Genomic DNA, 23,721 nt, shown 5'->3' on the forward strand with positions numbered 1-23,721 from the left:
GCGGCCTCGTCGGCAAACGGAAGGTAGGCCATCCTGCAGTCGTGCAGCATGACGCCCCTTGCAGGGCAGTGCTGGCATGCTGGGTGCCCCTTTCCTCGCGGAGTCCTGCATGTCCCTGGCCGATCACCAAAGTGCGCTGGCACCGCAGGGTTTCCTGCGCGTGGCGATCAACCTGGGCAACCCGGTGCTGGCGCAGGGCGATGCGCACTCACCGCGCGGACCGTCGGTGGAGCTGGCCACGACATTGGCGCAGCGCCTGGGTGTGCAGGCACGCTTCACCTGTCACGATGCCGCAGCCTCGGTGGTCGCTGCGGCAGGCGAAGACGGCTGGGATCTGGCCTTCCTGGCCATCGATCCGGCACGCGCCGACCGCATCGCCTTCAGTGCTCCGTACGTGGAGATCGAAGGCACCTATCTGGTGCGCGAGGACAGTCCCGCGCAGCAGGTGACCGACCTCGACCGCGAGGGGCTGCGCATCGCGGTGGGCCGCGGTGCAGCCTACGACCTGTTTCTCAGCCGCGAACTGCGCCACGCCACGATCGAACGGGCCGAGACGTCGGCGGCTGCGATCACCCTGTTCGATCTGCAGCGCCTGGATGCCGCCGCCGGCGTGCGCCAGCCGCTGCAAGCATGGGCGCGGGCGCATCCCGGCCACCGCGTGCTGGCCGACCGTTTCACCGCGATCCAGCAGGCGGTGGCGGTGCCGGCATCGCGCCCCGCAGACGCGCTGCAATCGCTGTTCAAGGAAGTGGAGGCGATCAAGGCCGGCTCGCTGCTGGAGGAGGCGTTCGCGCGCGGCGGGCAGGCGGTCACGCTGGTGCGATGAGTGTAGCGTCCGCCATGTGCCGCACGTGTTCGGCAGCCTGCGCGTGCAGCCAGTCGCGGAAGGCAAGAAAGCCGCGGTGGCGGGCCGAACGCTGAGGGTAGACCAGCCAATGCGGCCAGGCGGTTTTCAGGCGCAGGTTGGACAGCGCAACCAGTTGGCCGGAATCCAGCAACAAGCGCGCCCGCGTCACCCGCCCCAGCGCCACGCCCACCCCGTCCAGCGCCGCACGGTGGTGTGCCTCCGAATCATCCAGCACCGCTACGAAGCGCGACGGCGGGGTCTGCCCGCTCAACGCGAACCAGGCCCCCCACGCACCATCGGGGTCCCCCAGCAGTGGCCACTGGTTCAGTGGCACCCGGTCGATCCCTCCCATGCGTTCGATCAGCGCCGGGCTCGCCATCGGCAGCAGCCACTCGTCGAACAGCGGCTCAATCACCAGGCCCGGCCACTGCCCGCTGCCCAGCCGCAGCGCGGCGTCGAACTGGCGCTGCCGCTCGAAATCAATCAGGCGCTCACTCGACTGCAGGTTGATCTCGATCTGTGGGTGCTCAGCCACGAAGTGACCCAAGCGCGGCACCAGCCACGCCGACGCCATCGACGGCACCGCACTGATCGTCAGCACGTGCTCGGCGCGGGCCGCATAGGGCTGGAAAGCTTCGTTGATCGCATCCAGATGCGGGCCGACCTGGTCGAGCAGGCGCTGCCCCTCCAGGGTGAGGGCGACGCCACGCGGTTGGCGGACCAGCAGTGGCTGCCCGAGCCGCTCTTCCAGCTGGCGCATCTGATGGCTGAGCGCACTGACGGTCAGATTCATCGACGCCGCTGCCCGTGACAGGTTGCCCAGCCGCGCGGCGGCCACGAATCCCTGCAGGGCATGAAGGGGCGGACGGGACATCAGGCTTGAATTCCTCTCAAGGCATGCTTGCGGAAATGTCGCTTTTTGCGCTTCCATGCTGCCCGTATCGTGCAATCCACTCAAGTGGAGGCACGCTCATGAACATCTTCGGCAGCCTGTTGTTCCTGCACGGCCATGTGGCCAACGCCGAGCTGGCACGCCAGCTGGCCAGCCCGTCCACCGCCTCCCCTGCGTGCGCGGCGCAACCGGCCGCGCCGGTTCAGCAGCCGAGGACCCGTTGAACGCGGCTCAACCTGTGTACCAGCGTTGGACGTATTCAGGCAGCCAGGGCATTGGATCGATATCCAGTGCCCGGCAACCGTCGAGCGTGTCACGCAGCACGCCCTCACCGGGGCCACCGGGAATCCGCAGGCCTTCTTCTTCCGGAAGCTGCACCACAGCCCAGTCGTGCAGCCGGTCCATGCGCAGGCGCAGCGCCGCCTGCAGCCATGCCTTCAGCGGGTAACAGCGATAGCCTTGTTCACCCAACGCAGCAATTGCCAGCGACAAGGCCTGGTTGGCACCACGTACCCATTCAGTACGCCCCCCAGCCTTGTGCTGGATCGTCATCGGTGCCGGTGCGCGGTGCGCCTTGAACGGCGAACGCAGCTGCAGCTCCAGATCACGTGCATCGCGCTCGCCCTCCGCTTCCACCAGCGCACCGGCATCGAGATCGAAGAACTCGAACCATCGCCGATGCAATGCGCTGATGCGTCCGAGCGGATCACGTGAAAAGCCGATCTTCGCGTAGTCCTCCCACGCACACGGGAAGACGTAGGTGAAGACACGACCGTCGATGCGGATATCCGATTGCATGTGCGCAGGCTGCCTCGACCTCAGCCCGGGCGCAACCGGGCGTTGCCGTGGACGCTGCAGCGCTCCGGCAGTGCGGCTTCGTGCAGCCGGCACGAACTATTCTTGCTGACCGTCGCTGCCATCTCCGCCCGCCATGCCGTCTGCTGCGCCCGCCCCCCTACCGATTTCGTCCATCACCCTGGAAGCGGCAACCTCCGCGGTGATCCACCAGCACAACGCTGAAGCCGCGCGGCAACCGGCATCGCTGACCAAGCTGATGACCGCCTACGCCGCCTATGCGTGCGTCGAAGAGAACGGACGCTCGTGGGACGACCCGGTCACCATCGCCGCCGACGATGTGCATGCCGTGGCCGATGATGAAACGCGCATGGGCCTGGTGCCCGGCGAGACAATCACCCTGGCGCGCCTGCTGGAAGGGTTGATGGTGGTGTCCGGCAATGACGCTGCATTGGCGATCGCGCGCCACCTGGACGGATCGCAGGCCGCATTCCTGGAACGCATGAACCGTCACGCACGCCAGCTCGGGCTGCGCAGCACCTGGTTTGCCAGCGTGTCCGGCATCACCACACCGCACCATGTCTCCAGCGCGCGCGACATGGCGGTGCTGGCCGCCCGCCTGTTGAACGACCATCCGCAGATCCTGGCGATCACCGCGCAGCGCGCGTTCGCCCATGGCAGCTTCAACCGCAGCAACCAGAACGCCCTGCTCGGCGAAGACGGCGTGGACGGCTTGAAGACCGGCTACACCCAGGCCGCAGGCTTCTGCCTGGCCGCCACCGCGTGCCGGCCAGTATCCGGGCGGGACCAGCCGGTACGGCTGATCACCGTGGTGCTGGGCTCTGCAAGCCGCGACGCGCGCGACGCACTGGTGCGCGACCAGCTGGCCGCGGGATTCGCCGCCCTGGCCGGCGGCTGACCGCTCGTGCGGCTCAGCGCCGCTTGACCGTCGCCACGATCAGCCGCTGCAGCTCGGCCACGGCACCGGCCTTGTCCAGCGCGCCGGCAGCCACGCCCTCTGAAAGGGCTTCAGCCGCACCGAGAATGGCCCAGCGCCCCGCCAGCGACACCGTGCCGTCGGCGGCGAACGGACCCAGCCAGACCTGGCAGTTGTCGATGAAATCCTGCTGGTAGCGCCGTCGCACCTCATGCAGTTCCGGCGCCCCCACCAGCGCGGCGAGGATGCCTTGCACTTCACTGCCCTGGCTGAGGACGCAGTCGATGTAGCCGGAGGCGATGGCCGCCGCCCGATCGACCAGTTGCGCCCGGGCGCGGCCGATGCGCTCGTGGAAGACCACGGTCTGGCGTCCGTCATAGTCATCGTAGAGCGCCGCCAGCAAGCCATTGCGGGTCACGAAGTGATCGTAGGCCACAGGCTTGGTCACGCCCGCCGCCTCGGCCAGCCGCCCCAGCGTCAACGCTCCGGTACCTTCTCCGCGGACCAGTGCCCAGGCCACATCCAGCAACTGGCGGGTGCGTTGCTCCCGGGTCATTCGGCGGCGCGTGGGGGTGGCGTTGGCGGGCATCGGCGGAGCACGGCGATCAGCGCATTGGAACACCAATTTTACGGCCGATCGCCAGCGCGGTCTGCAGATGCGCGTCAGCGCCACCGGTATCGGCGTCCAGCAGCAGGTGGGACGACAGCACGCGTGCGCCGCAATAGTCGAAGATGCCCATGTCGATCTGCGTCCTCATTGCCGCGTCGTAGCCACGACGTTCGACCATGGCTGCGTCGGCGCCGCCCAAGCCGACCAGATGCACATTCAGGCGCTGCAGCTTCTTCACCAGCCTGCCCTGCGCATCCTGTGCGTAGGCCCAGTCGTTGGTGAACACACGGTCGATCCAGCCTTTCAGCAGCGCCGGGAACGACCACCAGTACAACGGGAACACCAGCACCAGCGTATCGGTGGCATCCAGCCGCGCGTGCTCGGCAGCGACATCGGCCGGTACCGCGCCGGTGCTGCGGAACAAGGCCTGGTCCTGCGGGTTGAAGCGCGGATCGAAGCCTTCGGCCATCAGGTCGGCATAGGCCACGGTGTTGCCGGTGTCGGCCGCGGCAATGGCATCACCGATGCGACGCGCCATCGCGTGGGTCAGCGAACCGGGCTCAGGGTGGGCGATGACAATGAGGCTGTGCATGGGGATCTCCAGGAATCGATACCTACTAATGGTAAGTAGCGATTCCTGGGAAACCAGCGCCACCGGTGGGACGCTGTTTTCGCGTCCAACGTATAGTGCAACGATGCCCTGTGGGACATCCGGACATGGATCGACGCCTGCCCCTGACGATACTGACGCTGCTGCTGTCGCTGTTGCTGCCATCCGCCTTCGCGGGTGAACTCAGTCCCAGTGACGCGAAGGCCCTGCGCGAAGATGTGCGCGCCCTGATGACTGCCTACGCCCGCGGCGACGCGGACTTCCTCATCGAGCGCACGCATCCCAGCCTCAAGCGGCTGGCCGGCGGCGATGAGGCCTTCCAGGCGATCACCCGCGATGCGTTGAAGAAGCAGCACAGCGGCGGCGTGGTGGTCATCAGCGAAGACGTCGGTGTGCCGACCCGGACCTATGCGGCCGGGGAGGAAGAAGTCTGCTTCGTGCCACGCCAATCCCTGGTACGGGTGCGTGAATCCCCGATGCGCAGCACCACGTTCATGGTGGCCGTGCGCCGCATTGGCGGTTCCGGGTGGACGTATCTGGACGGCACGGGGCTGCAGGACAATCCGCGCCTGCTTCGCCAACTGCTGCCAGCGCTGGAACCCGGCGTGATCCTGCCCAAGCGGGAGATCGAGGCGTTGTAGTCGCCGGCCCTTCCCGTCATGCAGGGCGCGGGGCTACTGGAACAACGCGTTCAAGGCAGCCCCGGACGCCGCCTGCTGCAGGCCATCGAAGCGTCCGTCCTGCACGATCGGCTGGGTCGCCTGCATCAGTCCAGCCCACGCGGCACGCGCCAGCGCACCGCCCAGGCTGACCCGGCGAACGCCAAGTGCGGCGATGTCCTGCAGGCTCAGTGCTGTGGGGCCAGCGACCAGCAGGTTCACCGGCTTCGAGCCCGCGGCGGCGACCACCGCACTGATCTGCTCGCGCGTACTGATGCCCGGTGCGTACAGCACATCGGCTCCGGCCTCGGCGTAGGCACGCAGGCGCCGCAGGGTATCCTGCAGATCCGGTACGCCCACGAAGAAGTTCTCCGCTCGCCCGACCAGCAGCACGTCGCCGCCCGCGCGGTCGATGGCCGCACGCGCCGCGCGCAATCGCTCGACCGCCTGCTCGATGGGCCTCAGTGGTGCATCGGCCAGGCCGCTGGCGTCCTCGATCGACAACGCCGCAATGCCGGTAGCGAGCGCCGCGGCCACCGCCTCCTCCACCGCCTGTGGCGTAGCGCCGAAACCATCACCGAAGTCGGCATTCAACGGCAACGGGGTCGCCGCCGCCATCAGTCGCAGGTGCTCCAGCGTGGCCTGCAGCGATACCGCGCCGTCCGGCCGCCCCTCACTCCAGGCGCAGCCGGCACTGGTCGTGGCCAGGGCCTGGAAGCCCTGCCGCTGCAGATAGCGCGCACTGCCCACGTCCCACGGATTGGGCAGCACGAAGCATCCTGCTGCATGCAACTGGCGGAAGCTGGCGCGCTTGCGCAGGGTGTCGGCATCAGGCGAGGCCATGGCGGGCTCCGGGGCGGCAGACCTGCACCCTAGCCCGCCGTTCGGTCGCGCTCAAGGCGACGAAGGCAGCCGTGCATGAAGTGATGCCGGCTGCTTATTGGACGCCACCGGCAGCCCTGCCCGAGCGTGGACGCCTGCCCCCACAATGCCGCCACGGAGCCCCTCATGCACCCGGACCCGCAGCCCCTCACCGACGCAGGCGACGATGACGCCCACTGGGCCGACCTGCTCTCGCCCACCCGCCGGCGCCTGATCGCGTCGGCCGGCCTGGCCGCCGGCGGCCTGGCCAGCGCGTCCACCGCCACCGCCGCCGCGCGCGTCGGCAGCGCCGTGAACACCACCGAACCCGGGCGACCTGGCTTCCGCGCCATCGTTCCGCCAGCGCCCAAGGGCCGCAGCCCCTGGGGCCAGGCCACGGCCAGCGAACCGACCCCGCGCCCGGCCAGCGTGCGCCCCGGCGAGGCCACGTTGCCCACCGCCCCGCGCGCCTACACCGACATCAAGAGCTACCACGCCCATATCTATTTCGATGAGGACAGCTTCGAGAAGGCAGCCCTGCTGCGGCGCTGGGCCGCCGAGCGCTTCCCGGTGGAGCTGGGCAACTGGAACCTGGAGCCGCGCGGCCCGCACGTCACGCCCTCTTTCTACTTCGGCTTCACCAACGACCTGCTGCCGGTGCTGGTGCCGTGGCTGCAGCTCAACAGCCTGGGGCTGACCATCCTGATCCACCCCAATACCGGCGACGGTCGCGCCGATCACCTGTATTACGCCTTGTGGGTGAACCGCGCGCAGCCGGTGAACGCCTACAACTGGCCGGCGCCACAACCGGGGGAACAGGAGCCGTTGGAGGAGGTATTCCCGAACGTGGTGCCGACGGTGCCGCTGGAAACCTGAGCGGATGTCCGATTGGGGCGCTGGGGGTGTGCAGCGCACCTTGGGCAGCCCCCTCGGTGGCTGCGTAGCTTGCTGCGCACCGCACTTCCTTCATCCACGCATGGCGTGGATCTACCGCATCATGGGCCGTTGCGGCATCGCCCCTCGCCCGGCCCTGCCGTGATCGTCGGCCTATGTGCTCGCATCCACCGCCTGCACGACGTTCAGCGCGCCTTGATCCGGCGTCCGCCATACAGCCACAGGCCCTCCGGCACGTTTCAAACATACGATTGAAACGCTGCAAACTTCGCCGAACTGGACAGCATCCACCGGTTCCGCCAGACTGCCGCCCTTTCCCGTCTTCCGGATCCCATGGCGAAGCTGCTGGTCCTGCACGGCCCCAACCTCAACCTGCTCGGCACCCGCGAGCCGGAGGTGTACGGCCACACCACGCTGGCCGACATCGACCAGGCCCTGGCCGCGCAGGCATCGGCTGCCGGGCACGCCGTGGAGAGCCTGCAGTCCAACGCCGAGCATGTGCTGGTCGACCGCGTGCAGGCTGCGCGCAACGACGGAACCGCTTTCATCCTGATCAACCCCGCCGCCTTCACCCACACCTCGGTGGCCCTGCGCGATGCGCTGGCGGCGGTGGCGGTGCCGTTCATCGAAATCCACCTGTCCAACCCGCATACCCGCGAACCCTTCCGCCAGCACAGCTTCTTCAGCGACAAGGCGGTGGGCGTGGTGTGTGGCTTCGGTGCCGACAGCTACCGCTACGCGATGGACGCGGCGCTGCTGCGCGTATCCGCCACCTGATTGTCGACCCGGGCGCCCACGGCGCTCTCCTCACCTAGATAGAAACCAAAGAGGCCCTCATGGATCTGCGCAAAATCAAGAAGCTGATCGACCTGCTGGAAGAGTCGAACCTGGCTGAAATCGAAATCAAGGAAGGCGAAGAGTCGGTGCGCCTGTCGCGCGCTCCGGTCGCTGGTTATGCCGCACCGGTCGCTGCTCCGGTGTACGCCACCCCGGCGGCGCCGGCGGCGCAGGCCATGCCGATGCAGTCGCCGACCGAAGCGTCCACCGGCGGCACCGCCAAGCCGGGCCCGGCGCTGCCGGAAGGCCACGTGCTGCGCTCGCCGATGGTCGGCACCTTCTATGCCTCGTCCGCCCCGGACAAGCCGGCCTTCGTCACCGTGGGCCAGCAGGTCAAGGAAGGCGAAACCCTGGCCATCATCGAAGCGATGAAGATGTTCAATCCGATCGAAGCCGACACGTCCGGCACCATCGTCGCCATCCTCGGCGAGAACGGCCAGCCGGTGGAGTTCGACCAGCCGCTGTTCGTGATCGGCTGAGGGGCGCGCCATGCTCGACAAAGTCGTCATCGCCAACCGAGGGGAGATCGCGCTGCGCATCCTGCGCGCGTGCCACACCCTCGGCATCCGCACGGTGGCCGTGCACTCCACGGTCGACCGCAACCTCAAGCACGTGGCCATGGCCGACGAGTCGGTCTGCATCGGTCCGGCGCCGTCGCCGCAGAGCTACCTCAACATCCCGGCACTGATCGCCGCTGCTGAAGTCACCGACGCCCAGGCCATCCACCCGGGCTACGGCTTCCTGTCGGAGAACGCCGACTTCGCCGAGCGCGTGGAAGAGTCGGGCTTCATCTTCATCGGCCCCAAGGCTGACACCATCCGCATGATGGGTGACAAGGTCGAAGCCATCCGCGCGATGAAGGCCGCCGGCGTGCCGTGCGTGCCCGGTTCGGGCGGCCCGCTGGGCGATGACATCGTCGCCAACACCAAGATCGCCCGTGAGATCGGTTATCCGGTCATCATCAAGGCGGCCGGCGGTGGCGGTGGCCGTGGCATGCGCGTCGTGCACGCCGAAGCCTCGCTGAAGACCTCGATCGAAACCACCAAGAGCGAGGCCAAGGCCGCGTTCGGCAATGGCGAGGTCTACATGGAGAAGTTCCTGGAGAACCCGCGCCACGTGGAGATCCAGGTGCTGGCCGACGGCCAGGGCAACGCCATCCACCTCGGCGAACGCGATTGCTCGATGCAGCGCCGCCACCAGAAGGTGGTGGAAGAAGCACCGGCACCGGGCATCACCGCCGAACAGCGCGAGCAGATCGGCAAGGTGTGCACCGAAGCCTGCATCCGCATCGGATACCGCGGCGCGGGCACGTTCGAGTTCCTGTACGAGGACGGCCGCTTCTACTTCATCGAAATGAACACCCGCATCCAGGTGGAACATCCGGTCACCGAAATGGTCACCGGCATCGACCTGGTGGCCGAGCAGCTGAAGATCGCCGCTGGCCAGAAGCTGTCGATCAAGCAGAGCGACGTGGTACTGACCGGCCATGCCATCGAGTGCCGCATCAACGCCGAAGATGCTGAGACCTTCGTGCCGAGCCCGGGCACCATCACCGGCTTCCATCCGCCGGGCGGCCCCGGCGTGCGCGTGGATACCCACATCTACAGTGGCTATCGCGTGCCGTCCAACTACGACTCGATGATCGGCAAGCTGATCGTGCACGGCCCGGACCGCGAAACCGCCATCGCCCGCATGCGGGTGGCGCTGAGCGAGATGGTGGTCGATGGCATCAAGACCAACATCGCCCTGCAGCAGCGGATCATGCGCGACAAGGGCTTCCAGGCCGGTGGACAGAACATCCACTACCTGGAAAAGCGCCTTGCCGAACGCAAGAACAAGCCGATCGCGCTGACCTGATCGTCACCCGATGCTGGACATGGAAAGGGCGGGGATATTCCCGCCCTTTTCTGTTTCTGTAGAGCCGAACCCATGCTCGGCTTGCCGCAACGCACAGCCGGGCATGGGCTCGGCTCTACAGTGAGCGCATCAGCGCTTGTCGGCCACGTCGGCCGGAATCTGCGAATTGGCCAGCGGCCGCACGCCATTGGGCGAGGTCGGATCGACGATCACCATGGTCTCGGTCGAGCCATCCGGCCACACTACCTGGAAGGTGCTGCCAGCCGGCAGTGAAGCGAACGGCATGCCGGTCTGCGCGCGATAGACCGCAGCGACCTGGCTGGCGCCGGCGCGGCGCACGTCTTCCTGCGCCTTCACCGTGGTCAGTTCCACCTTCGACAGATGCCGGTACCGATCCTCGTAGGTATCGATCATCAGCAGGCCGACCGCACCGGCAGAGTAGGCCACGAACAGCGCCACCCAGAACCAGAACTTGGCCCCATGCAGGAATCGACGGTAATTCATCGCCCGTCCCTCTTTCCAATCAATCGCTTGATCCATTCCTTCATTTTCCCAGCACCTTGCCGCGATACCGCAGCGTCATACACGAAATCCCGGAAATCCTGCGCTCCATCCTGCGAACAGATCCCTCCGTTCGCACAAAAACTGTTGACCAGCACGCTGTCCGCTCCACACGGTAGACCGAGTTCGCAGGCCGCAAGCCGCCATGCAAGCTCACTGAGCTGTTCGCCCGCCACCAGGCCGTCGAGTGCGCTGTCACCGGCGGCACGCACGCCCATGCCCGGCGCGATCGCCATATAGGCCTCCGGGTCACGCGAAGTGCGCACGCGCTCGACCAGGTCGCGGCGGTACTCGGCACTGTCATGCAACGGCTCACCCTCGGCGAACAACGATGCTTCTGCGGCCAGGTTGCCCTGCGCGGCCGCCTTGCGGCGTTCGGCCAGCACCAGCGCAGCGCCCAGCTTGTCGCCCGGAACGAAGCCGCCACACCGCTGCGCCACGCGCTCGCGGGCCTCGATCATCGCCGGCGCCGCGGTCAGGCCCAACCCGCTCAACACGTTGTTGTCCAAGCGGTAGCCACCCGGATCGAGTGCGTACTGCGCGCAATAGTCGTACACGCGGCTGAGCATCCAGCGCGCTTCATGGTTACCTGTATCGGCCTGCACGCGCAGTCGCTGGGCGTAGGCGTACAGATCGCTGGCGTCTTCGATGTCGGCGCGGAGGTCCAGCGGCAGGCCCGACGGCAGCGTGTTGCCGCGCTCGACGGTGGCCAGCCGGCGCGCCAGGGCTTCCGGCACCACCGGCAACGCCGCTCCGCTGTCGCGGCTGGCCACGACGGTCGGCAGGTCCGGCGACGGTGATGCCACGCCCGCCGCATGGCCGCTGGCCCGGTACCCGGCCACGCCCAGCACGGCCACCGCCGGCAGCACGAGCAACCAGGTTTTCAGGGTCGGGGCGAAGGCCATCGGCGGCGGTGAGCGTTCACGGCGCACAGGAAAGTGACGAGTTTAGCAAGGCCCGGCAGGCCTGTCTGAACTGCCCCCGTTCATCTCAAGGTGGCATCTCAGGCAATACGGAGACGCCCCGATGGTCTAGCATGGCCCCCTTTCCCGTGATTGCCCCCACCGCCATGCCGTTCCTGGAACTGACCCTGCGCTGCACCGAAGCCACCCAGCCCCGCTATGAAAGTGCGCTGGAGGACGTCGGCGCACTGGCCGTGACCCTGCTCGATGCCGAAGCCGACACCAGCAACGAACAGGCCATCCTCGAACCCGGCGTGGGTGAAACGCCGCTGTGGGACACCCTGGTGCTGAGCGCACTGTTCCCCGCCGACAGCAATGCACTGTTGCTGCTGGCCGCGCTGGAATCGTTCGATCCGGAACTGGACTGGAGCAACGGCAGCTTCCGCGCCGTCGAGGATGAAGACTGGGAACGCGCCTGGCTGGACCAGTTCCAGCCGATGGATTTCGGCAGCCGTACCTGGATCGTGCCGTGGAACCATGAACTGCCGGACGCCGCGCAGGCCGCCGATGCCGCCGTGGTGCGGCTGGACCCGGGCCTGGCCTTCGGCTCGGGCACCCACCCGACCACCGCCCTGTGCCTGCGCTGGCTGGACCAGCTGGCCGTGGACGGCCAGTTGCAGGGCCAGCGCGTGCTCGACTTCGGCTGCGGCTCGGGCATCCTCGCCCTGGCCGCGCTGAAGCTCGGTGCCGCCGAAGCGATCGGCGTGGACAACGATCCACAGGCACTGGTCGCCACCGCCGACAATGCCGAGCGCAACGGCGAGCAGGCGCGCATGCACGTGTACCTGCCGCAGGACGAACCGGTCGCCACCTACCCGATCGTGGTCGCCAACATCCTTGCCTCGGCACTGGACGCGTTGGCCGAGCTGCTGGCCGCGCGCGTCGCTGCCGGCGGCCGCATCGCCCTGTCCGGCATCCTGCATGGCCAGGAAGGCGAACTGCTGCAGCGCTACGCCGCGTGGTTCGACGACCTGCAGGCGACCCAGGATGGCGACTGGATGCGCATCACCGGCATACGCCGCGCCTGATCGTGATTGAATGACCGCTGGATCCGAGCCCGCACCCTGAGCATGTCCGAGCCGAACCCGCCGCGCCGCCCGTTGGCCACGTTCCTGCGCCCCGCGTCGGAAGGCGAGGCTGCACCTGCGACCGATTCACGCACGCCCGACCCGGCGATGGATGACATCCCGCCAGCCCAAGCCCGCGCCCCCCTCGAAGCGGCGCTGCCACCGATGGCGGAAACGCGACAGTGCGATGACATCGTCAACCCCGACGAAGCGGCCGTGATCGAACCCGTCCTTGCCGCTCCGGCCCCGCAGGCCGTGGCCGGAGATGCACCCAGTTTCCTGGGCACCTCGCGGCCACGCGCACTGCCGACGCCACGCTGGCACTGGGGGCTGGTCGCCGGACTGGCACTGCTGCTGGTCCTGCAGAGCGTTCTGGCCGATCGTGCGCGACTGGCCGCCGACGCCGGCAACCGCGCCTGGCTGGGCGCACTGTGCGGCGTATTGCGCTGCAGCCTGCCGGCCTGGCATGAACCCACTGCGTTCACCATGACCAGCCGCGAGATCCGCCCCGTGCCGGGCCAGGCCGGCGTACTGCAGGTGCAGGCCAGCATCCGCAACGATGCGCGCTGGGCACAGGCCTGGCCGGATCTGCGCCTGTCCCTGTCCGATGCCGATGGCCGGGTGATCGGCAGCGGCGTGTTCGCACCGGCGCAGTACCTCGGCGAGAACCCCGGCGCGGCCGTGCTGGAACCTGGCCAGAGTGCACGCATTGCGTTCCGCGTGCAGGAACCCGCCGCATCCACCGTCGCATTCACCTTCGACTTCCTCTGAGCAGGATAGAGGCGACCAGCCGTGGCAGGTCGGGCACGCTCGCGCTAGACTGGCCGCCACCACCTCGTCCGGCCGCGCGCTCCGCGCGCACGGGCCAACCGAATCGGGAACCCCCTTGAACGCTGTCCTCTCTCGTCCTGACAACAGTCGTGGCGCACCCCGGCCACCGCTGCGTGAACACGTCGCCCAGTCCGTGCGCCGCTACCTGCGTGACCTTGATGGCTGCGACGCGGACGATGTCTACGAGATCGTGCTGCGCGAGATGGAAATCCCGCTGTTCGTGGAAGTGCTCAACCACTGCGAAGGCAACCAGAGCCGCGCCGCGGCGATGCTGGGCATCCACCGCGCCACCCTGCGCAAGAAGCTGAAGGAATACGGCATCAGCGCGTAAGCGCGCGTGGGTAGTGCCGGCCGCTGGCCGGCAACCCCATGAACGATGGCAAGACCGGTGGATCCACGCCATGCGTGGATGGAAGCCCGGCAAAGTCAACCGCCCCCGCCCGTCAGTAGATCCACGCCATGCGTGGATGAAGGCCCGGAAGGATCACCCGCCCCCGCCCGCCTTCCAGTAATACCGCACCACATGGAAGAACACCGGCGCGGCGAAGCACACCGAATCCAGCCGGTCGAGCATGCCGCCATGGCCCTCGATCATGTGGCCCCAGTCCTTGATGCCACGGTCGCGCTTGATCGCCGACATCACCAGCCCTCCCCAGAACCCCATCAGGTTGATCAGCAGCGACAGGCCGAACGCCTGCAACGGCGTGAACGGGGTGATCCACCACAGTGCCGCACCCAGCGCACTGGCACTCAGCACGCCGCCCACGAAGCCCTCCACCGTCTTCGACGGCGACAGCTTCGGCGCGACCAGGTGCCTGCCCAGCAGCTTGCCCCAGATGTACTGCAGCACGTCCGAGGACTGCACCACGATCACCAGGAAGGCGAACAGCAGCACGTTGCGCGACGGGTCATGGCCAGGCACGTGCAGGTTCAGCAGCAGCGGCACGTGCGAGATGCAGAACACGCAGATCATCAGCCCCCACTGCACCTTCGCGGTGCGCTCCAGGTAGTGCGTGGTGTCACCACCGATGGTGGACAGGATCGGCAGGAACAGGAACGCGTAGACCGGAATCAGCAGCGTGTACATGCCGTACCAGTCGATCCACACCAGGTAGTACTGCCACGGCAGCACGATGTAGAACGCGGCCAGCAGCGCGTAGTAGTCGCCCGAGCGGGTCGGTGCCAGAGTGATGAACTCGCGCAGCGCGAACAGCGAGATGATCGCAAACAGTACGATCACCCCCGCGCGACCGAAGAACAGCGCCAGCCCGACCACGATCGCCATCACCCACCAGGCGCGGATGCGCGACACCAGGTTGGCGATCACTGCACTGGGCTGCCCACGCTGCCGCCAGCGCAGGGTCTCGGCCACCAGCGTGGCCAGCACCAGCACCGCGCCGACGCCGGCAAACAGCAGGCCGGTCTGCTGGCCCACGCTGCGCGCGGCCAGGTCACCGGACACGTCCATCAGATAGCTCATGCGCGCCCTCCATTCGGCGCCAGGTCCAGCAGCGCCTGCCGGCTGCGGGCCAGGAATGCGGCCTTGTCCTCGTCGGCCTGCAGCCGCAGCGGCGTGCCGAACGTAGCCGTGCACAGCAGCGGCAGCGGCAGGAACCGGCCCTTCGGCATCACCCGCTTCAGGTTGTCGATCCACACCGGCACGAACTCCAGCTCCGGCCGTTGCCGCGCCAGGTGGTAGATGCCGCTCTTGAACGGCAGCAGCGGCTCATCGCCCACATTGCGCGTGCCTTCCGGGAACAGGATCAGCGAGCACTCTTCGTCGACCGCATCGCGCAGCACCTGCAACGGGTCCTGCTGGCGATGCCCGGCCTCACGCTCTACCAGTACACCGTTGAATACCGCATCGATCAGGTAGCGGCGCAGGCGGTCGCGCTGCCAGTATTCGGCGGCGGCCACCGGGCGTACCTGTCGCCGCAGCGCGGGCGGCATCGACGACCAGATCAGCACGAAGTCACCATGGCTGGCGTGGTTGCCGTAGTACACGCGGCGCTCGCTGGACGGCGCACAGCCGATCCACAGCGCACGGGCGCCGGTCACCACGTGGATCGCGCCACTGCAGGCGCGTGCAATCAGTTCGGCGAACATCGGCCCCTCCCGTTCACGTCTGCGGCCACACTACGGCCAGTACCAGTAGTGCGGCCTGCACTGCCGTCAGCAGGTACTGGCGCAGCAGCAGCCGGCGCATGCCGGCCCAACGCACGTCCCAGCCGCGCAGCGGCGCATCGGCCGGTGTGCGGCGCAGGCCACTGTCCTGCAGCAGCTGGTCGGTACGGCGTGCAGCGGCTTCGCCTTCCAGGCCTTCATCGCGCAACAGCTGCAGCAGGCTCGCGTCCAGCCCGACCCGCCATGCATGGTAGGCCTGCATGAGCCCAGCGCCCACACTGAGCAGCAACAGCCCGGCGGCGATCATCGCCAACCCCGCTTCGATGCCCAGCAGCAGCAGCGCCACCAGCAGCAGCCCCAGCGACAGCAGCGCGGGCCAGCGTCCCTGGCGCAGCAGCAACTGCATGGTCGCCAGATCGGGAACGGCACTCATGCGCGCCCTCCAGCCGCTGCGGTGATGGCTTGGAGATGCTCCGGGCCCAGCACGATGCCGGGGCGTGCCGCACGCACGATGGCGACCGCCGCCTCGACTTCCGCGGCACGGCCCGTGCGCAGCAGCCACGTCGCCACGCTGGCGGCACTGCGTGAGTAACCCAATGCGCAGCACACCAGCAGCGGCCCCTGTACCCGCAGCCGTTCGATGGCCTCGGCCGCCTCGCGCAACTGGTGCGGCGTGGGCACCACCAGATCCAGCATCGGCACGCTGCCATACGCCGCGCCCGGCGCGCGGCAGGACAGCTCGGCGCAGGCATCGACCACGCCCACCAAAGGTGCCGGCAGTACCGTGCAGGGAATCCGGCCCAGCCACACGCCGTCCAGCACCGGCACCGGCTGCGGCGCACGCCGTGTCCACAGCCGCGAGTTGACCCAGGCGGCGCCCAGGTACGGTGCCAGCAGCCAGCGTGCCGCCATGGTCAGGCGACCATCGGCGCGCTTCTGGAACACCGCCGTGCCCAGCCCGGCATACGCCAGCGCCACCAGCAGCAGCGACACCACCGGCCACAGCAGCCACAACGCCGTACCCCGCAGCAGGACCACCGGCACCAGCAGCACAGCGGCCGCCAGCAGGTACAGCGCAACCAATCGCCACCGCTTGGCATGCCGCGCGATGCGCCAGGCCCGCAGCGGTGGCGTGCCCTGCTCCGGCCACAACCACACGCACAGCCAACCGGCCAGCAGGCCGGTCGGGATATCGATGAAATGGTGCTGGAACGTGGTCAGCACCGAGACGCCGATCAGCAGCGCCCACATATGCAGCACCCAGCGCCAGGCACCGTGCAGGTACTGCGCGAATTTCACCCACAGCACGATCAGCAGCACGATGTGCAGCGATGGCGCCTGGTTGAACGGCTTGTCGAAGCCCAGCAGCACATCGAACAGCCAGCCGAACACGCCGCCGATCTCCGGCCGCTCGAAGCTGAAGCGCAGCGGCCACAGCAGGAAGCAGCTCACTGCGATCAGCTGTGCACTGAACAGCCGCAGTGCGTGCCTGTCCAGTTCGAGGCGCTGACGGCACAGGAAGAACGAGACCGCGTAGAACAGGTCGATCGACCAGTACGGCACGATCGTCCATGGCATGAACGGAATCTGCGTTTCCCAGCCGAACGCCATCACCGGCAGTTCGGCGTGGCGGCCGGCCATCCAGTTGGCGAAGCCGTAGCTGGCAAAGAAGAACGGGCCCAGCAGGGCCAGCCACAGCAGCGCGCGCCGCCAGGGGCGCCCCGCCGTGGCAAGCGGAGTTGCAGCCAGCGTCGCCATCACGCGGTCCGGCGTGCCAGCGACACAGTGAAGATGCCGAAGTCATCGATGCGCTGCGCCACTTTCTCGAACCCGGCCAGGCGCACCAGTTCATCCATTTCCTGCTGGGTGCGGCGGCGCATCACCCAAGCAGCGCCACCACGATGACTGGTCAGCGCGCGGGCGATGAACTCCAGCTGCGGGTGCCAGGGCTGGCCGGTGTAGGCCAGGTAGCCACCCATCGGCACCGTTGCGGCGATGCCCTGCAGCGAGCGCAGCACGGCGTCGTTGTCGGGGAACAGTTCGTACAGGCCCGATACCACCGCCAGCGTCGGCGCCGGATCGACCTGCGCCAGCTGCACCGGATCGAACGCATCGCCCTGTTCGAAACGGGCGATGTCGGACGCACCGAGGCGCTCGATCAACGCTTGGCCCTGGGTCACGTTCAGACCGCTGAAGTCGCGCAGTACGATGCGCTCGGCGCGTTGTTCGCCCTGGCCCAGCGCTTCCAGTACATAACGGCCATGGCCAGCGGCCACGTCCAGCACGCGCACCGGCATGCCCTGCCCGCGCAGGCGTTGGGCGGCATCGCGCAGCAGTTCCTGCAGGTGCCGACCGCGAATGCGGATGCCGCGCCAGCCGATCGCATCCAGGTAGTTGCGGTCGACCAGGCGCCCCAACGGGCCCTTGCCACGTGCTTCGTCGCGATAGATGTAGTCCAGCGTGCTGCCCGAATCGAAACCGGTCTGCAGGCCCAGTGCAATGCCTTCGGACAGTCTGCCGCCAAAGCGCAGGCCACCGCGCACCACGCGCCAGCGCAGGTCGGCCAGGCTGTTGCGCTCGGGCGGCCAGGCCAGGATTTCAGACTCCTCAAATGTCGGCCCATGGCGGTGCGCATCGCGACGCGACAGCTCGCGCAACGGCTCGGCGAAACGCGCCTGGATGAAGCTGCGGATGCGCGCCAGTGCCGGTGCCCGATCACGCTCGCCCAGCGTGTCGTGGAAGAAGCCCGGCAGATGCACGCGCTCCTTGATCGGGCTGGACAGGCGTTCGTAGAAGCGGTCCTGCGGGCCACGGTGCACGACGAAGTCCGAGCCGGACACCAGCAGCTGCACCGGCACGCTGATCGCCTGCGCATCGGCGACGATGCGATCGGCCGCCTCGTACAGGCCCAGCAGCACCCGCACCGAGATTGGCCGGGTGATCAGTGGATCGGTGCGGTAGCTTTCCACCCGCGCCGGATCGTGGGTCAACCATTGCGGCTTGACGTAGCTGTTGACGAAGAAGTTGCCGCGCAGCTTCTGCATCAATGCCAGGCCCGGGCGTGCGAACGGCACGTACAGCTTCACCTTGAACGCCGGGGAGGCCATCACCAGCGCGCGCAGGCGTGGCGCGTAGTCGTGCACCCAGGTGGCGGCGACCACGGCACCCACGCTCTGCGCGATCACCACGATGTCTTCCACCGCGATCCCATGCTCGGCGCCGATGTGGGCGATGAAGCTGTCCAGGTCGCGCACCAGCGCCGGAAAGCCCGGTGCATCGCCACGCGCGCCCGGCGAACGGCCATTGCCGCGCGCATCCCAGGCGAAGAAGGCGGTGTCAGGCAGGTCCAGCTCATCGACCAGGTGGGTGACCCGGCCGGAGTGTTCATGGCCGCGGTGCAGCAGCACGATGGCCTTGGTGGCCGGCGCTGCGGTGGTGCCCGCCCAGTACCGGTAGAACAGCGGTACCTGGTCGAAGCTGTGGAATTCCCGTTCCTGCGCCTGACGCATGCAATCTCCTGATTGTCTTTTTCTATCTGCTTGATTAATTTGGCGAAACTGCGGTTTCCCGCAGTCCGCGACGGACCCGGTTGATCATCGTCAGCACGCACAGCACCGCCATGGCCGCGGCCACGCCCGTGACCGTCAACGCGCCAACCCACTCAAACGCCAGCAGCAGGCCCAGCGCACCGATCACGAAGGCGCGGTCGCTCTTGCCCATCGGGCCGTCATAGCGGCGGCTGGCGCCGACCATCAGCCCCAGCACGCCAGCGTATTCGCTCAGCGCCGCGGTCCAGGCCAGCAGCCACAGCGGCTCCGGGCGCACGCCCGGCACGCTGAGCAGGCTCAGGTACAGCGCCGCATCGGCGATCACATCGCACAATTCGTTCAGATAGGCACCCAGCCGCGACTGCTGGCCGAATTCGCGGGCCAGCATGCCGTCCACCGCGTTGAGCGCCATGCGCAGCAGCATCCACAGCGGCAGCAGCAGGTACAGCCATGGCTGAGCCGGCGCGCAGCACCAGACGGCGCCGGCCACCAGCAGCGAAACCACGGCAGCGGCCACGGTCACCGCATTGGCGGTGATCCCCATGCGGTACAGGCCGCGTACGGCCGGACGCAGGAGGTCCTGAAAACGTCCTTTCAATGCATAGATCGACACGATCCGAACCCGCTGATCCTTGGCAGTTCCCGCACAGCCTACCCGATTGGGGCAGCGTGCCCCATGGAATTGATTGCGGACCGCCCCCGACCAGACGGTGCTGAAGGCGGCCACAGGCCATCGGTGCGGGTTGATTGCCACCACCAGCGCCCGCCACCGGCCGCCACCGCCTACAATATCGGCCCCGCTCCGCTGCCGATTCTGTCCCATGACTGCTGATCTGTTGCCCGTCCGCCGGGCCCTCCTCTCCGTTTCCGACAAGACCGGTCTGGTCGAGCTGGCCACTGCGCTGGCGGCACGCGGCGTGGAGCTGCTGTCCACCGGCGGCACCGCCAAGGCGATCCGCGAGGCGGGCCTGGCAGTGAAGGACGTGGCCGAGGTCACCGGTTTCCCGGAAATGATGGACGGCCGGGTCAAGACCCTGCACCCGATGGTGCACGGCGGCCTGCTGGGCCGCTCCGGCCTGGATGACGCGGTGATGGCCGAGCACGGCATCGGCGCCATCGACCTGCTGGTGCTGAACCTGTACCCGTTCGAATCGGTCACCGCCAAGGCCGACTGCACCCTGGCCGACGCGGTCGAGAACATCGACATCGGCGGCCCGGCCATGCTGCGTTCGGCGGCCAAGAACTTCGCCCGCGTGGCAGTGGCCACCGACCCGTCGCAGTACCCCGAGCTGCTGGCCTCGCTGGAGGCCAACAACGGCCAGCTGACGGCTGCCACCCGCTTCGCGTTCTCGGTGGCCGCGTTCAACCGCGTCGCCCAGTACGATGCGGCGATCAGCAACTACCTGTCAGCGGTCACCGCCACCGACGCCGCCGTGCCGGCCCGTGCCGAATACCCGGCGCAGATGAACTCCACCTTCGTGAAGGTGATGGACCTGCGCTACGGCGAGAACCCGCACCAGAGCGGCGCGTTCTACCGCGACCTGTACCCGGTGCCGGGCACGCTGGCCACCTTCCAGCAGCTGCAGGGCAAAGAGCTGAGCTACAACAACCTGGCCGATGCCGATGCGGCGTGGGAATGCGTGCGCCAGTTCGATGCGCCAGCCTGCGTCATCGTCAAGCACGCCAACCCGTGCGGCGTGGCCGTCGGCGCCGGCAACGGCGATGCCTACGAGCTGGCCTACGCCACCGACCCGACCAGCGCCTTCGGCGGCATCATCGCCTTCAACAAGCCGCTGGACGCCGCCACCGCCAAGGTGATCCTGGACCGCCAGTTCGTGGAAGTGCTGATTGCCCCGGACTACGAGCCGGCCGCGCTGGAATACGCGCAGAAGAAGGCCAACGTACGCGTGCTGCGCATCCCGCATGGCGACGGCCTGAACAACTTCGACAGCAAGCGCGTCGGCTCGGGCCTGCTGCTGCAGTCGTCGGACAACCGCGGCATGACCCGCGACGAGCTGAAGGTCGTCAGCAAGCTGGCGCCGACCGACAAGCAGTTCAGCGACCTGCTGTTTGCCTGGAAGGTGGCCAAGTTCGTGAAGTCCAACGCGATCGTCTATGCCAAGGACAACCGCACCATCGGTGTCGGCGCCGGCCAGATGAGCCGCGTGTACTCGGCCCGCATCGCCGGCATCAAGGCCGCCGACGCGAACCTGGTGGTCGAGGGTTCGGTGATGGCCTCCGATGCGTTCTTCCCGTTCCGCGACGGCATCGATGCCGCCGCTGCCGCCGGCATCAAGGCGGTCATCCAGCCGGGCGGTTCGATGCGCGATTCCGAAGTGATCGCCGCCGCCGACGAACATGGCCTGGCCATGGTGTTCACCGGCGTGCGCCACTTCCGCCACTGATCCGCATCACCAAGCCGGGCCCTGCCCGGCTTTTCTTTTCCGTATCCGAGAACCCTGTCCCATGAAGATCCTCGTCATCGGCTCCGGCGGCCGCGAACACGCCCTGGCATGGAAGCTGGCCCAGTCCTCCCGTGTCACCGACGTGATCGTGGCGCCCGGCAACGCCGGTACCGCCAGCGAAGACAAGTGCCGCAACGTGGCGGTGAAGGTGACCGATATCGACGGCCTGCTGGCGCTGGCCCAGGCTGAAGGCGTGGCGTTGACCGTGGTCGGCCCGGAAGTACCGCTGGTGGCCGGCGTGGTCGACCGCTTCCGCGCCGCCGGCCTGCGCATCTTCGGGCCGACCGCCGCCGCCGCGCAGCTGGAAGGCAGCAAGGCCTACGCCAAGGACTTCCTGGCCCGCCACAACATCCCCACCGCGTTCTATGCCGTGCACACCGACGTGGACGCTGCCCTGGCCTACATCCGCGAGAAGGGCGCACCGATCGTGGTCAAGGCCGATGGCCTGGCCGCCGGCAAGGGCGTGATCGTCGCAATGACGTTGGCCGAAGCCGAAGACGCAGTGCGTGACATGCTCTCCGGCAACGCGTTCGGCGATGCCGGCGCCCGCGTGGTGATCGAGGAATTCCTCGATGGCGAGGAAGCCAGCTTCATTTCGATGGTGGACGGCGTGCATGCGCTGCCGATGGCCACCTCGCAGGACCACAAGCGCGTCGGCGACGGCGACACCGGCCCCAACACGGGTGGCATGGGCGCGTACTCGCCGGCCCCGGTGGTCACCCCGGAGGTGCATGCACGCGTGATGCGCGAAGTGGTGAACCCGACCGTGCAGGGCATGATCGCCGACGGCATCCCGTTCACCGGTTTCCTCTACGCCGGCCTGATGATCGATGCCAGCGGCGCGCCGAAGGTAATTGAATTCAACGTGCGCTTCGGCGATCCGGAAACCCAGCCGGTGATGCTGCGCCTGCAGTCGGACCTGGTCGAGCTGGTGGAAGCGGCCATCGACGGCCGGCTGGAACAGGTGGAAGCGCACTGGGACCCGCGCCCGTCGCTGGGCGTAGTGGTGGCCGCCCAGCCGTATCCGGAATCGCCGATCACCGGTGATGTGATTTCCGGCCTCGGCGACGTGCCGGCCAGCGCCAAGGTGTTCCATGCCGGTACGGCATTGGATGCGCAGGGCCAGGTGGTCAGTGCCGGCGGGCGCGTGCTGTGCGTGGCCGCACTGGGCGACAGCGTGCGTGATGCGCAGACGAAGGCCTATGCCGGCGTCGCCAAGGTGAGCTGGGCCAACGCGTTCCACCGCACCGACATCGGCTGGCGCGCGATCGCACGCGAGGGCTGAGGCCGCGCCGCAGCCACGCATGGCGTGGCTCTACTGACACTGGGTAGATCCACGCCATGCGTGGATGAGAACGCCGCAAAAAACAAAAAGGCCCGGCAATGCCGGGCCTTTTCCTGGCTTCAACGCCATCCCGCCTTATGCGGTGAACAGCGCCTTCATCTTCTTCAGCGCGTTCGCCTCGACCTGGCGGATGCGCTCGGCCGACACGCCGTACTCGTCGGCCAGCTCCTGCAGCGTCACCTTGCTGTCGGCATCCAGCCAGCGACGACGGATGATGTCGCGCGAACGCGCATCCAGTTCGGCCAGGCCTTCGCGCAGCAGCTGCATCTGGTTGTCTTCGCTGTCCTCGCGCTCGTAGGCCATCGACGGGTCTTCGTCATCGGCAACCAGGAACGCAGCCGGCGACGGCGGGGCGTGCTCGTTGTCCTCGTCGGTCGGCGCATCGAAACCGATATCGCGACCGGACAGGCGCGACTCCATTTCCATGACCTCGCGCTCGGACACGTTCAGGTCCTTGGCCACCGCGCTGACTTCAGCCGCGTTCATCCAGCCCAGGCGCGTCTTCGACTTGCGCAGGTTGAAGAACAGCTTGCGCTGCGCCTTGGTGGTGGCGACCTTCACGATGCGCCAGTTCTTCAGGATGAACTCGTGCATTTCGGCACGGATCCAGTGCACGGCGAAGGAGACCAGGCGCACGCCCATGTCCGGGTCGAAGCGCTTGACCGCCTTCATCAGGCCGATGTTGCCTTCCTGGATCAGGTCGCCCAGCGCGAGGCCGTAGCCGTTGTAGCCGCGGGCCACGTGCACCACGAAGCGCAGGTGCGAATGCACCAGCTCGCGGGCGGCGTCCAGATCGTTGCCGTCGCGGAAGCGACGGGCCAGGTCCTGTTCGTCATCGACCGACAGCACCGGGATCTGGTGCACGGCACCGATGTAGGCGTCCAGCGAACCGAGCGCACTGGGAATCGGGAGATTGTTTGCCACAAGGGCAGTAGAGGTGTTCTGGCTCATAGGCACCCATCTTAGCAGTCCGGGATTTGGACTGCTAAAGGAGGAAAAAGTTCCAGCATCCTATTGAT

At 67.7% G+C, this 23,721-nt stretch carries 27 protein-coding genes; 13 read left to right on the top strand and 14 right to left on the bottom strand.

Annotated features, from left to right (window positions below; genetic code table 11):
- Positions 1-109: 109 nt before the first annotated feature.
- Complete coding sequence (locus PEM_RS15665) at positions 110-826, top strand: ABC transporter substrate-binding protein (protein WP_111128667.1); 717 nt, start codon at positions 110-112, stop codon at positions 824-826.
- Here the strand turns inward: PEM_RS15665 and PEM_RS15670 are convergent.
- Positions 810-1,721 (bottom strand): LysR substrate-binding domain-containing protein, encoded by a 912-nt coding sequence (locus PEM_RS15670; RefSeq protein WP_095378189.1) that lies wholly within the window; start codon positions 1,719-1,721, stop codon positions 810-812. The genes PEM_RS15665 and PEM_RS15670 overlap by 17 nt on opposite strands.
- A gap of 98 nt (positions 1,722-1,819) precedes the next feature.
- On the opposite strand from PEM_RS15670, the gene PEM_RS20340 reads away from it, so the two are divergent.
- Entirely contained in the window at positions 1,820-1,963 is a 144-nt protein-coding gene (locus PEM_RS20340) for a hypothetical protein (protein WP_162911598.1), read from the top strand.
- A gap of 7 nt (positions 1,964-1,970) precedes the next feature.
- Here the strand turns inward: PEM_RS20340 and PEM_RS15675 are convergent, their stop codons facing one another.
- Positions 1,971-2,537 carry a GIY-YIG nuclease family protein gene (locus tag PEM_RS15675; RefSeq protein WP_005419685.1) on the bottom strand — a complete coding sequence of 189 codons (567 nt, stop codon included), beginning with the start codon at positions 2,535-2,537 and terminating at the stop codon, positions 1,971-1,973.
- 133 nt (positions 2,538-2,670) lie between these two features.
- Between PEM_RS15675 and PEM_RS15680 the strand changes: the two genes are divergently transcribed.
- On the top strand, positions 2,671-3,453 hold the full coding sequence (locus PEM_RS15680) for a D-alanyl-D-alanine carboxypeptidase family protein (RefSeq protein ID WP_065196838.1): 783 nt from the start codon (positions 2,671-2,673) through the stop codon (positions 3,451-3,453).
- 13 nt (positions 3,454-3,466) lie between these two features.
- On the opposite strand, the gene PEM_RS15685 is transcribed toward PEM_RS15680, so the two are convergent.
- Together PEM_RS15685 and PEM_RS15690 are read right to left on the bottom strand one after the other, a co-directional pair.
- On the bottom strand, positions 3,467-4,060 hold the full coding sequence (locus tag PEM_RS15685; protein WP_032954567.1) for a TetR/AcrR family transcriptional regulator: 594 nt from the start codon (positions 4,058-4,060) through the stop codon (positions 3,467-3,469).
- 16 nt (positions 4,061-4,076) lie between these two features.
- Positions 4,077-4,673 carry an NAD(P)H-dependent oxidoreductase gene (locus PEM_RS15690; RefSeq protein ID WP_111128639.1) on the bottom strand — a complete coding sequence of 199 codons (597 nt, stop codon included), beginning with the start codon at positions 4,671-4,673 and terminating at the stop codon, positions 4,077-4,079.
- 125 nt (positions 4,674-4,798) lie between these two features.
- Here PEM_RS15690 and PEM_RS15695 point away from each other — a divergent pair, with 125 nt between their 5' ends.
- Entirely contained in the window at positions 4,799-5,332 is a 534-nt protein-coding gene (locus tag PEM_RS15695; protein ID WP_095378193.1) for a hypothetical protein, read from the top strand.
- 33 nt (positions 5,333-5,365) lie between these two features.
- Here PEM_RS15695 and PEM_RS15700 read toward each other — a convergent pair whose 3' ends face one another.
- Entirely contained in the window at positions 5,366-6,193 is an 828-nt protein-coding gene (locus PEM_RS15700; protein WP_053498264.1) for an isocitrate lyase/phosphoenolpyruvate mutase family protein, read from the bottom strand.
- A gap of 165 nt (positions 6,194-6,358) precedes the next feature.
- Here PEM_RS15700 and PEM_RS15705 point away from each other — a divergent pair, with 165 nt between their 5' ends.
- The 4 genes from PEM_RS15705 to accC all read left to right on the top strand — a co-directional run bounded on the left by PEM_RS15705 (position 6,359) and on the right by accC (position 9,799).
- On the top strand, positions 6,359-7,087 hold the full coding sequence (locus PEM_RS15705) for a DOPA 4,5-dioxygenase family protein (RefSeq protein ID WP_053498265.1): 729 nt from the start codon (positions 6,359-6,361) through the stop codon (positions 7,085-7,087).
- A 351-nt stretch (positions 7,088-7,438) separates the two neighbouring features.
- Entirely contained in the window at positions 7,439-7,882 is a 444-nt protein-coding gene (gene aroQ, locus PEM_RS15710) for a type II 3-dehydroquinate dehydratase (protein WP_005419695.1), read from the top strand.
- Between the two features lie 59 nt (positions 7,883-7,941).
- Positions 7,942-8,421: an acetyl-CoA carboxylase biotin carboxyl carrier protein gene (accB, locus tag PEM_RS15715; RefSeq protein ID WP_111128641.1), complete on the top strand. Its 480-nt coding sequence runs from the start codon at positions 7,942-7,944 to the stop codon at positions 8,419-8,421.
- 10 nt (positions 8,422-8,431) lie between these two features.
- Positions 8,432-9,799: an acetyl-CoA carboxylase biotin carboxylase subunit gene (gene accC, locus PEM_RS15720; RefSeq protein WP_005419697.1), complete on the top strand. Its 1,368-nt coding sequence runs from the start codon at positions 8,432-8,434 to the stop codon at positions 9,797-9,799.
- A 129-nt stretch (positions 9,800-9,928) separates the two neighbouring features.
- On the opposite strand, the gene PEM_RS15725 is transcribed toward accC, so the two are convergent.
- Together PEM_RS15725 and PEM_RS15730 are read right to left on the bottom strand one after the other, a co-directional pair.
- Positions 9,929-10,303 (bottom strand): hypothetical protein, encoded by a 375-nt coding sequence (locus PEM_RS15725; protein ID WP_069139635.1) that lies wholly within the window; start codon positions 10,301-10,303, stop codon positions 9,929-9,931.
- Positions 10,300-11,265, bottom strand: coding sequence for a hypothetical protein (locus PEM_RS15730; RefSeq protein WP_065178827.1), 966 nt, complete (start codon positions 11,263-11,265; stop codon positions 10,300-10,302). Before PEM_RS15730 ends, PEM_RS15725 begins: the two co-directional genes overlap by 4 nt.
- Before the next feature lie 164 nt (positions 11,266-11,429).
- On the opposite strand from PEM_RS15730, the gene prmA reads away from it, so the two are divergent.
- From prmA to fis, 3 genes are all read left to right on the top strand, one after another.
- Positions 11,430-12,350 (top strand): 50S ribosomal protein L11 methyltransferase, encoded by a 921-nt coding sequence (gene prmA / locus PEM_RS15735; protein ID WP_111128643.1) that lies wholly within the window; start codon positions 11,430-11,432, stop codon positions 12,348-12,350.
- Positions 12,351-12,392: 42 nt separating this feature from the next.
- The gene (locus PEM_RS15740) at positions 12,393-13,160 is read left to right on the top strand and encodes a DUF3426 domain-containing protein (RefSeq protein WP_069139634.1); all 768 of its coding nucleotides are present in this window, start codon (positions 12,393-12,395) and stop codon (positions 13,158-13,160) included.
- 115 nt (positions 13,161-13,275) lie between these two features.
- Positions 13,276-13,551, top strand: coding sequence for a DNA-binding transcriptional regulator Fis (gene fis, locus PEM_RS15745; protein WP_005419706.1), 276 nt, complete (start codon positions 13,276-13,278; stop codon positions 13,549-13,551).
- Positions 13,552-13,704: 153 nt separating this feature from the next.
- Here the strand turns inward: fis and PEM_RS15750 are convergent, their stop codons facing one another.
- The 6 genes from PEM_RS15750 to PEM_RS15775 are packed head-to-tail and all read right to left on the bottom strand — an operon-like array spanning position 13,705 to position 19,505.
- On the bottom strand, positions 13,705-14,700 hold the full coding sequence (locus PEM_RS15750) for a phosphatidate cytidylyltransferase (protein ID WP_005419709.1): 996 nt from the start codon (positions 14,698-14,700) through the stop codon (positions 13,705-13,707).
- On the bottom strand, positions 14,697-15,326 hold the full coding sequence (locus tag PEM_RS15755; RefSeq protein ID WP_072167292.1) for a lysophospholipid acyltransferase family protein: 630 nt from the start codon (positions 15,324-15,326) through the stop codon (positions 14,697-14,699). Before PEM_RS15755 ends, PEM_RS15750 begins: the two co-directional genes overlap by 4 nt.
- Before the next feature lie 13 nt (positions 15,327-15,339).
- Positions 15,340-15,777, bottom strand: a complete 438-nt coding sequence (locus PEM_RS15760; protein ID WP_111128645.1) for a hypothetical protein — start codon at positions 15,775-15,777, stop codon at positions 15,340-15,342.
- A complete protein-coding gene (locus tag PEM_RS15765) occupies positions 15,774-17,102 on the bottom strand; it encodes a phosphatase PAP2/dual specificity phosphatase family protein (protein WP_111128647.1) in 1,329 nt (442 codons plus the stop codon). The genes PEM_RS15760 and PEM_RS15765 overlap by 4 nt, the downstream gene beginning before the upstream one ends.
- Complete coding sequence (locus PEM_RS15770) at positions 17,102-18,853, bottom strand: bifunctional alpha/beta hydrolase/class I SAM-dependent methyltransferase (RefSeq protein WP_111128654.1); 1,752 nt, start codon at positions 18,851-18,853, stop codon at positions 17,102-17,104. The genes PEM_RS15765 and PEM_RS15770 overlap by 1 nt, the downstream gene beginning before the upstream one ends.
- Positions 18,854-18,887: 34 nt before the next feature.
- Positions 18,888-19,505, bottom strand: coding sequence for a CDP-alcohol phosphatidyltransferase family protein (locus tag PEM_RS15775; RefSeq protein ID WP_065178833.1), 618 nt, complete (start codon positions 19,503-19,505; stop codon positions 18,888-18,890).
- A gap of 208 nt (positions 19,506-19,713) precedes the next feature.
- Here PEM_RS15775 and purH point away from each other — a divergent pair, with 208 nt between their 5' ends.
- Positions 19,714-21,297, top strand: coding sequence for a bifunctional phosphoribosylaminoimidazolecarboxamide formyltransferase/IMP cyclohydrolase (gene purH / locus PEM_RS15780; RefSeq protein ID WP_111128656.1), 1,584 nt, complete (start codon positions 19,714-19,716; stop codon positions 21,295-21,297).
- Positions 21,298-21,358: 61 nt separating this feature from the next.
- Positions 21,359-22,642: a phosphoribosylamine--glycine ligase gene (gene purD / locus PEM_RS15785; RefSeq protein WP_111128658.1), complete on the top strand. Its 1,284-nt coding sequence runs from the start codon at positions 21,359-21,361 to the stop codon at positions 22,640-22,642.
- Between the two features lie 135 nt (positions 22,643-22,777).
- Here purD and rpoH read toward each other — a convergent pair whose 3' ends face one another.
- Positions 22,778-23,653, bottom strand: a complete 876-nt coding sequence (gene rpoH, locus PEM_RS15790) for an RNA polymerase sigma factor RpoH (protein ID WP_005411269.1) — start codon at positions 23,651-23,653, stop codon at positions 22,778-22,780.
- Between the last annotated feature and the right edge of the window lie 68 nt (positions 23,654-23,721).

This window comes from Stenotrophomonas sp. Pemsol, from assembly GCF_003586545.1.
Classification (GTDB): domain Bacteria; phylum Pseudomonadota; class Gammaproteobacteria; order Xanthomonadales; family Xanthomonadaceae; genus Stenotrophomonas; species Stenotrophomonas sepilia.

What these genes read in the sequence shown, in the direction of transcription:
- PEM_RS15670 (WP_095378189.1), bottom strand. Translation starts at nt 1,721, where the DNA reads ATGTCCCGTCCGCCCCTTCATGCCCTGCAGGGATTCGTGGCCGCCGCG.
- PEM_RS15695 (WP_095378193.1), top strand. Translation starts at nt 4,799, where the DNA reads ATGGATCGACGCCTGCCCCTGACGATACTGACGCTGCTGCTGTCGCTG.
- PEM_RS15685 (WP_032954567.1), bottom strand. Translation starts at nt 4,060, where the DNA reads ATGCCCGCCAACGCCACCCCCACGCGCCGCCGAATGACCCGGGAGCAA.
- PEM_RS15750 (WP_005419709.1), bottom strand. Translation starts at nt 14,700, where the DNA reads ATGAGCTATCTGATGGACGTGTCCGGTGACCTGGCCGCGCGCAGCGTG.
- PEM_RS15680 (WP_065196838.1), top strand. Translation starts at nt 2,671, where the DNA reads ATGCCGTCTGCTGCGCCCGCCCCCCTACCGATTTCGTCCATCACCCTG.
- prmA (WP_111128643.1), top strand. Translation starts at nt 11,430, where the DNA reads ATGCCGTTCCTGGAACTGACCCTGCGCTGCACCGAAGCCACCCAGCCC.
- aroQ (WP_005419695.1), top strand. Translation starts at nt 7,439, where the DNA reads ATGGCGAAGCTGCTGGTCCTGCACGGCCCCAACCTCAACCTGCTCGGC.
- PEM_RS15690 (WP_111128639.1), bottom strand. Translation starts at nt 4,673, where the DNA reads ATGCACAGCCTCATTGTCATCGCCCACCCTGAGCCCGGTTCGCTGACC.
- PEM_RS15740 (WP_069139634.1), top strand. Translation starts at nt 12,393, where the DNA reads ATGTCCGAGCCGAACCCGCCGCGCCGCCCGTTGGCCACGTTCCTGCGC.
- accC (WP_005419697.1), top strand. Translation starts at nt 8,432, where the DNA reads ATGCTCGACAAAGTCGTCATCGCCAACCGAGGGGAGATCGCGCTGCGC.
- PEM_RS15700 (WP_053498264.1), bottom strand. Translation starts at nt 6,193, where the DNA reads ATGGCCTCGCCTGATGCCGACACCCTGCGCAAGCGCGCCAGCTTCCGC.
- PEM_RS15755 (WP_072167292.1), bottom strand. Translation starts at nt 15,326, where the DNA reads ATGTTCGCCGAACTGATTGCACGCGCCTGCAGTGGCGCGATCCACGTG.
- PEM_RS15665 (WP_111128667.1), top strand. Translation starts at nt 110, where the DNA reads ATGTCCCTGGCCGATCACCAAAGTGCGCTGGCACCGCAGGGTTTCCTG.
- PEM_RS15760 (WP_111128645.1), bottom strand. Translation starts at nt 15,777, where the DNA reads ATGAGTGCCGTTCCCGATCTGGCGACCATGCAGTTGCTGCTGCGCCAG.
- PEM_RS15730 (WP_065178827.1), bottom strand. Translation starts at nt 11,265, where the DNA reads ATGGCCTTCGCCCCGACCCTGAAAACCTGGTTGCTCGTGCTGCCGGCG.
- PEM_RS20340 (WP_162911598.1), top strand. Translation starts at nt 1,820, where the DNA reads ATGAACATCTTCGGCAGCCTGTTGTTCCTGCACGGCCATGTGGCCAAC.
- purH (WP_111128656.1), top strand. Translation starts at nt 19,714, where the DNA reads ATGACTGCTGATCTGTTGCCCGTCCGCCGGGCCCTCCTCTCCGTTTCC.
- accB (WP_111128641.1), top strand. Translation starts at nt 7,942, where the DNA reads ATGGATCTGCGCAAAATCAAGAAGCTGATCGACCTGCTGGAAGAGTCG.
- PEM_RS15770 (WP_111128654.1), bottom strand. Translation starts at nt 18,853, where the DNA reads ATGCGTCAGGCGCAGGAACGGGAATTCCACAGCTTCGACCAGGTACCG.
- PEM_RS15725 (WP_069139635.1), bottom strand. Translation starts at nt 10,303, where the DNA reads ATGAATTACCGTCGATTCCTGCATGGGGCCAAGTTCTGGTTCTGGGTG.
- PEM_RS15705 (WP_053498265.1), top strand. Translation starts at nt 6,359, where the DNA reads ATGCACCCGGACCCGCAGCCCCTCACCGACGCAGGCGACGATGACGCC.
- purD (WP_111128658.1), top strand. Translation starts at nt 21,359, where the DNA reads ATGAAGATCCTCGTCATCGGCTCCGGCGGCCGCGAACACGCCCTGGCA.
- rpoH (WP_005411269.1), bottom strand. Translation starts at nt 23,653, where the DNA reads ATGAGCCAGAACACCTCTACTGCCCTTGTGGCAAACAATCTCCCGATT.
- PEM_RS15675 (WP_005419685.1), bottom strand. Translation starts at nt 2,537, where the DNA reads ATGCAATCGGATATCCGCATCGACGGTCGTGTCTTCACCTACGTCTTC.
- PEM_RS15765 (WP_111128647.1), bottom strand. Translation starts at nt 17,102, where the DNA reads ATGGCGACGCTGGCTGCAACTCCGCTTGCCACGGCGGGGCGCCCCTGG.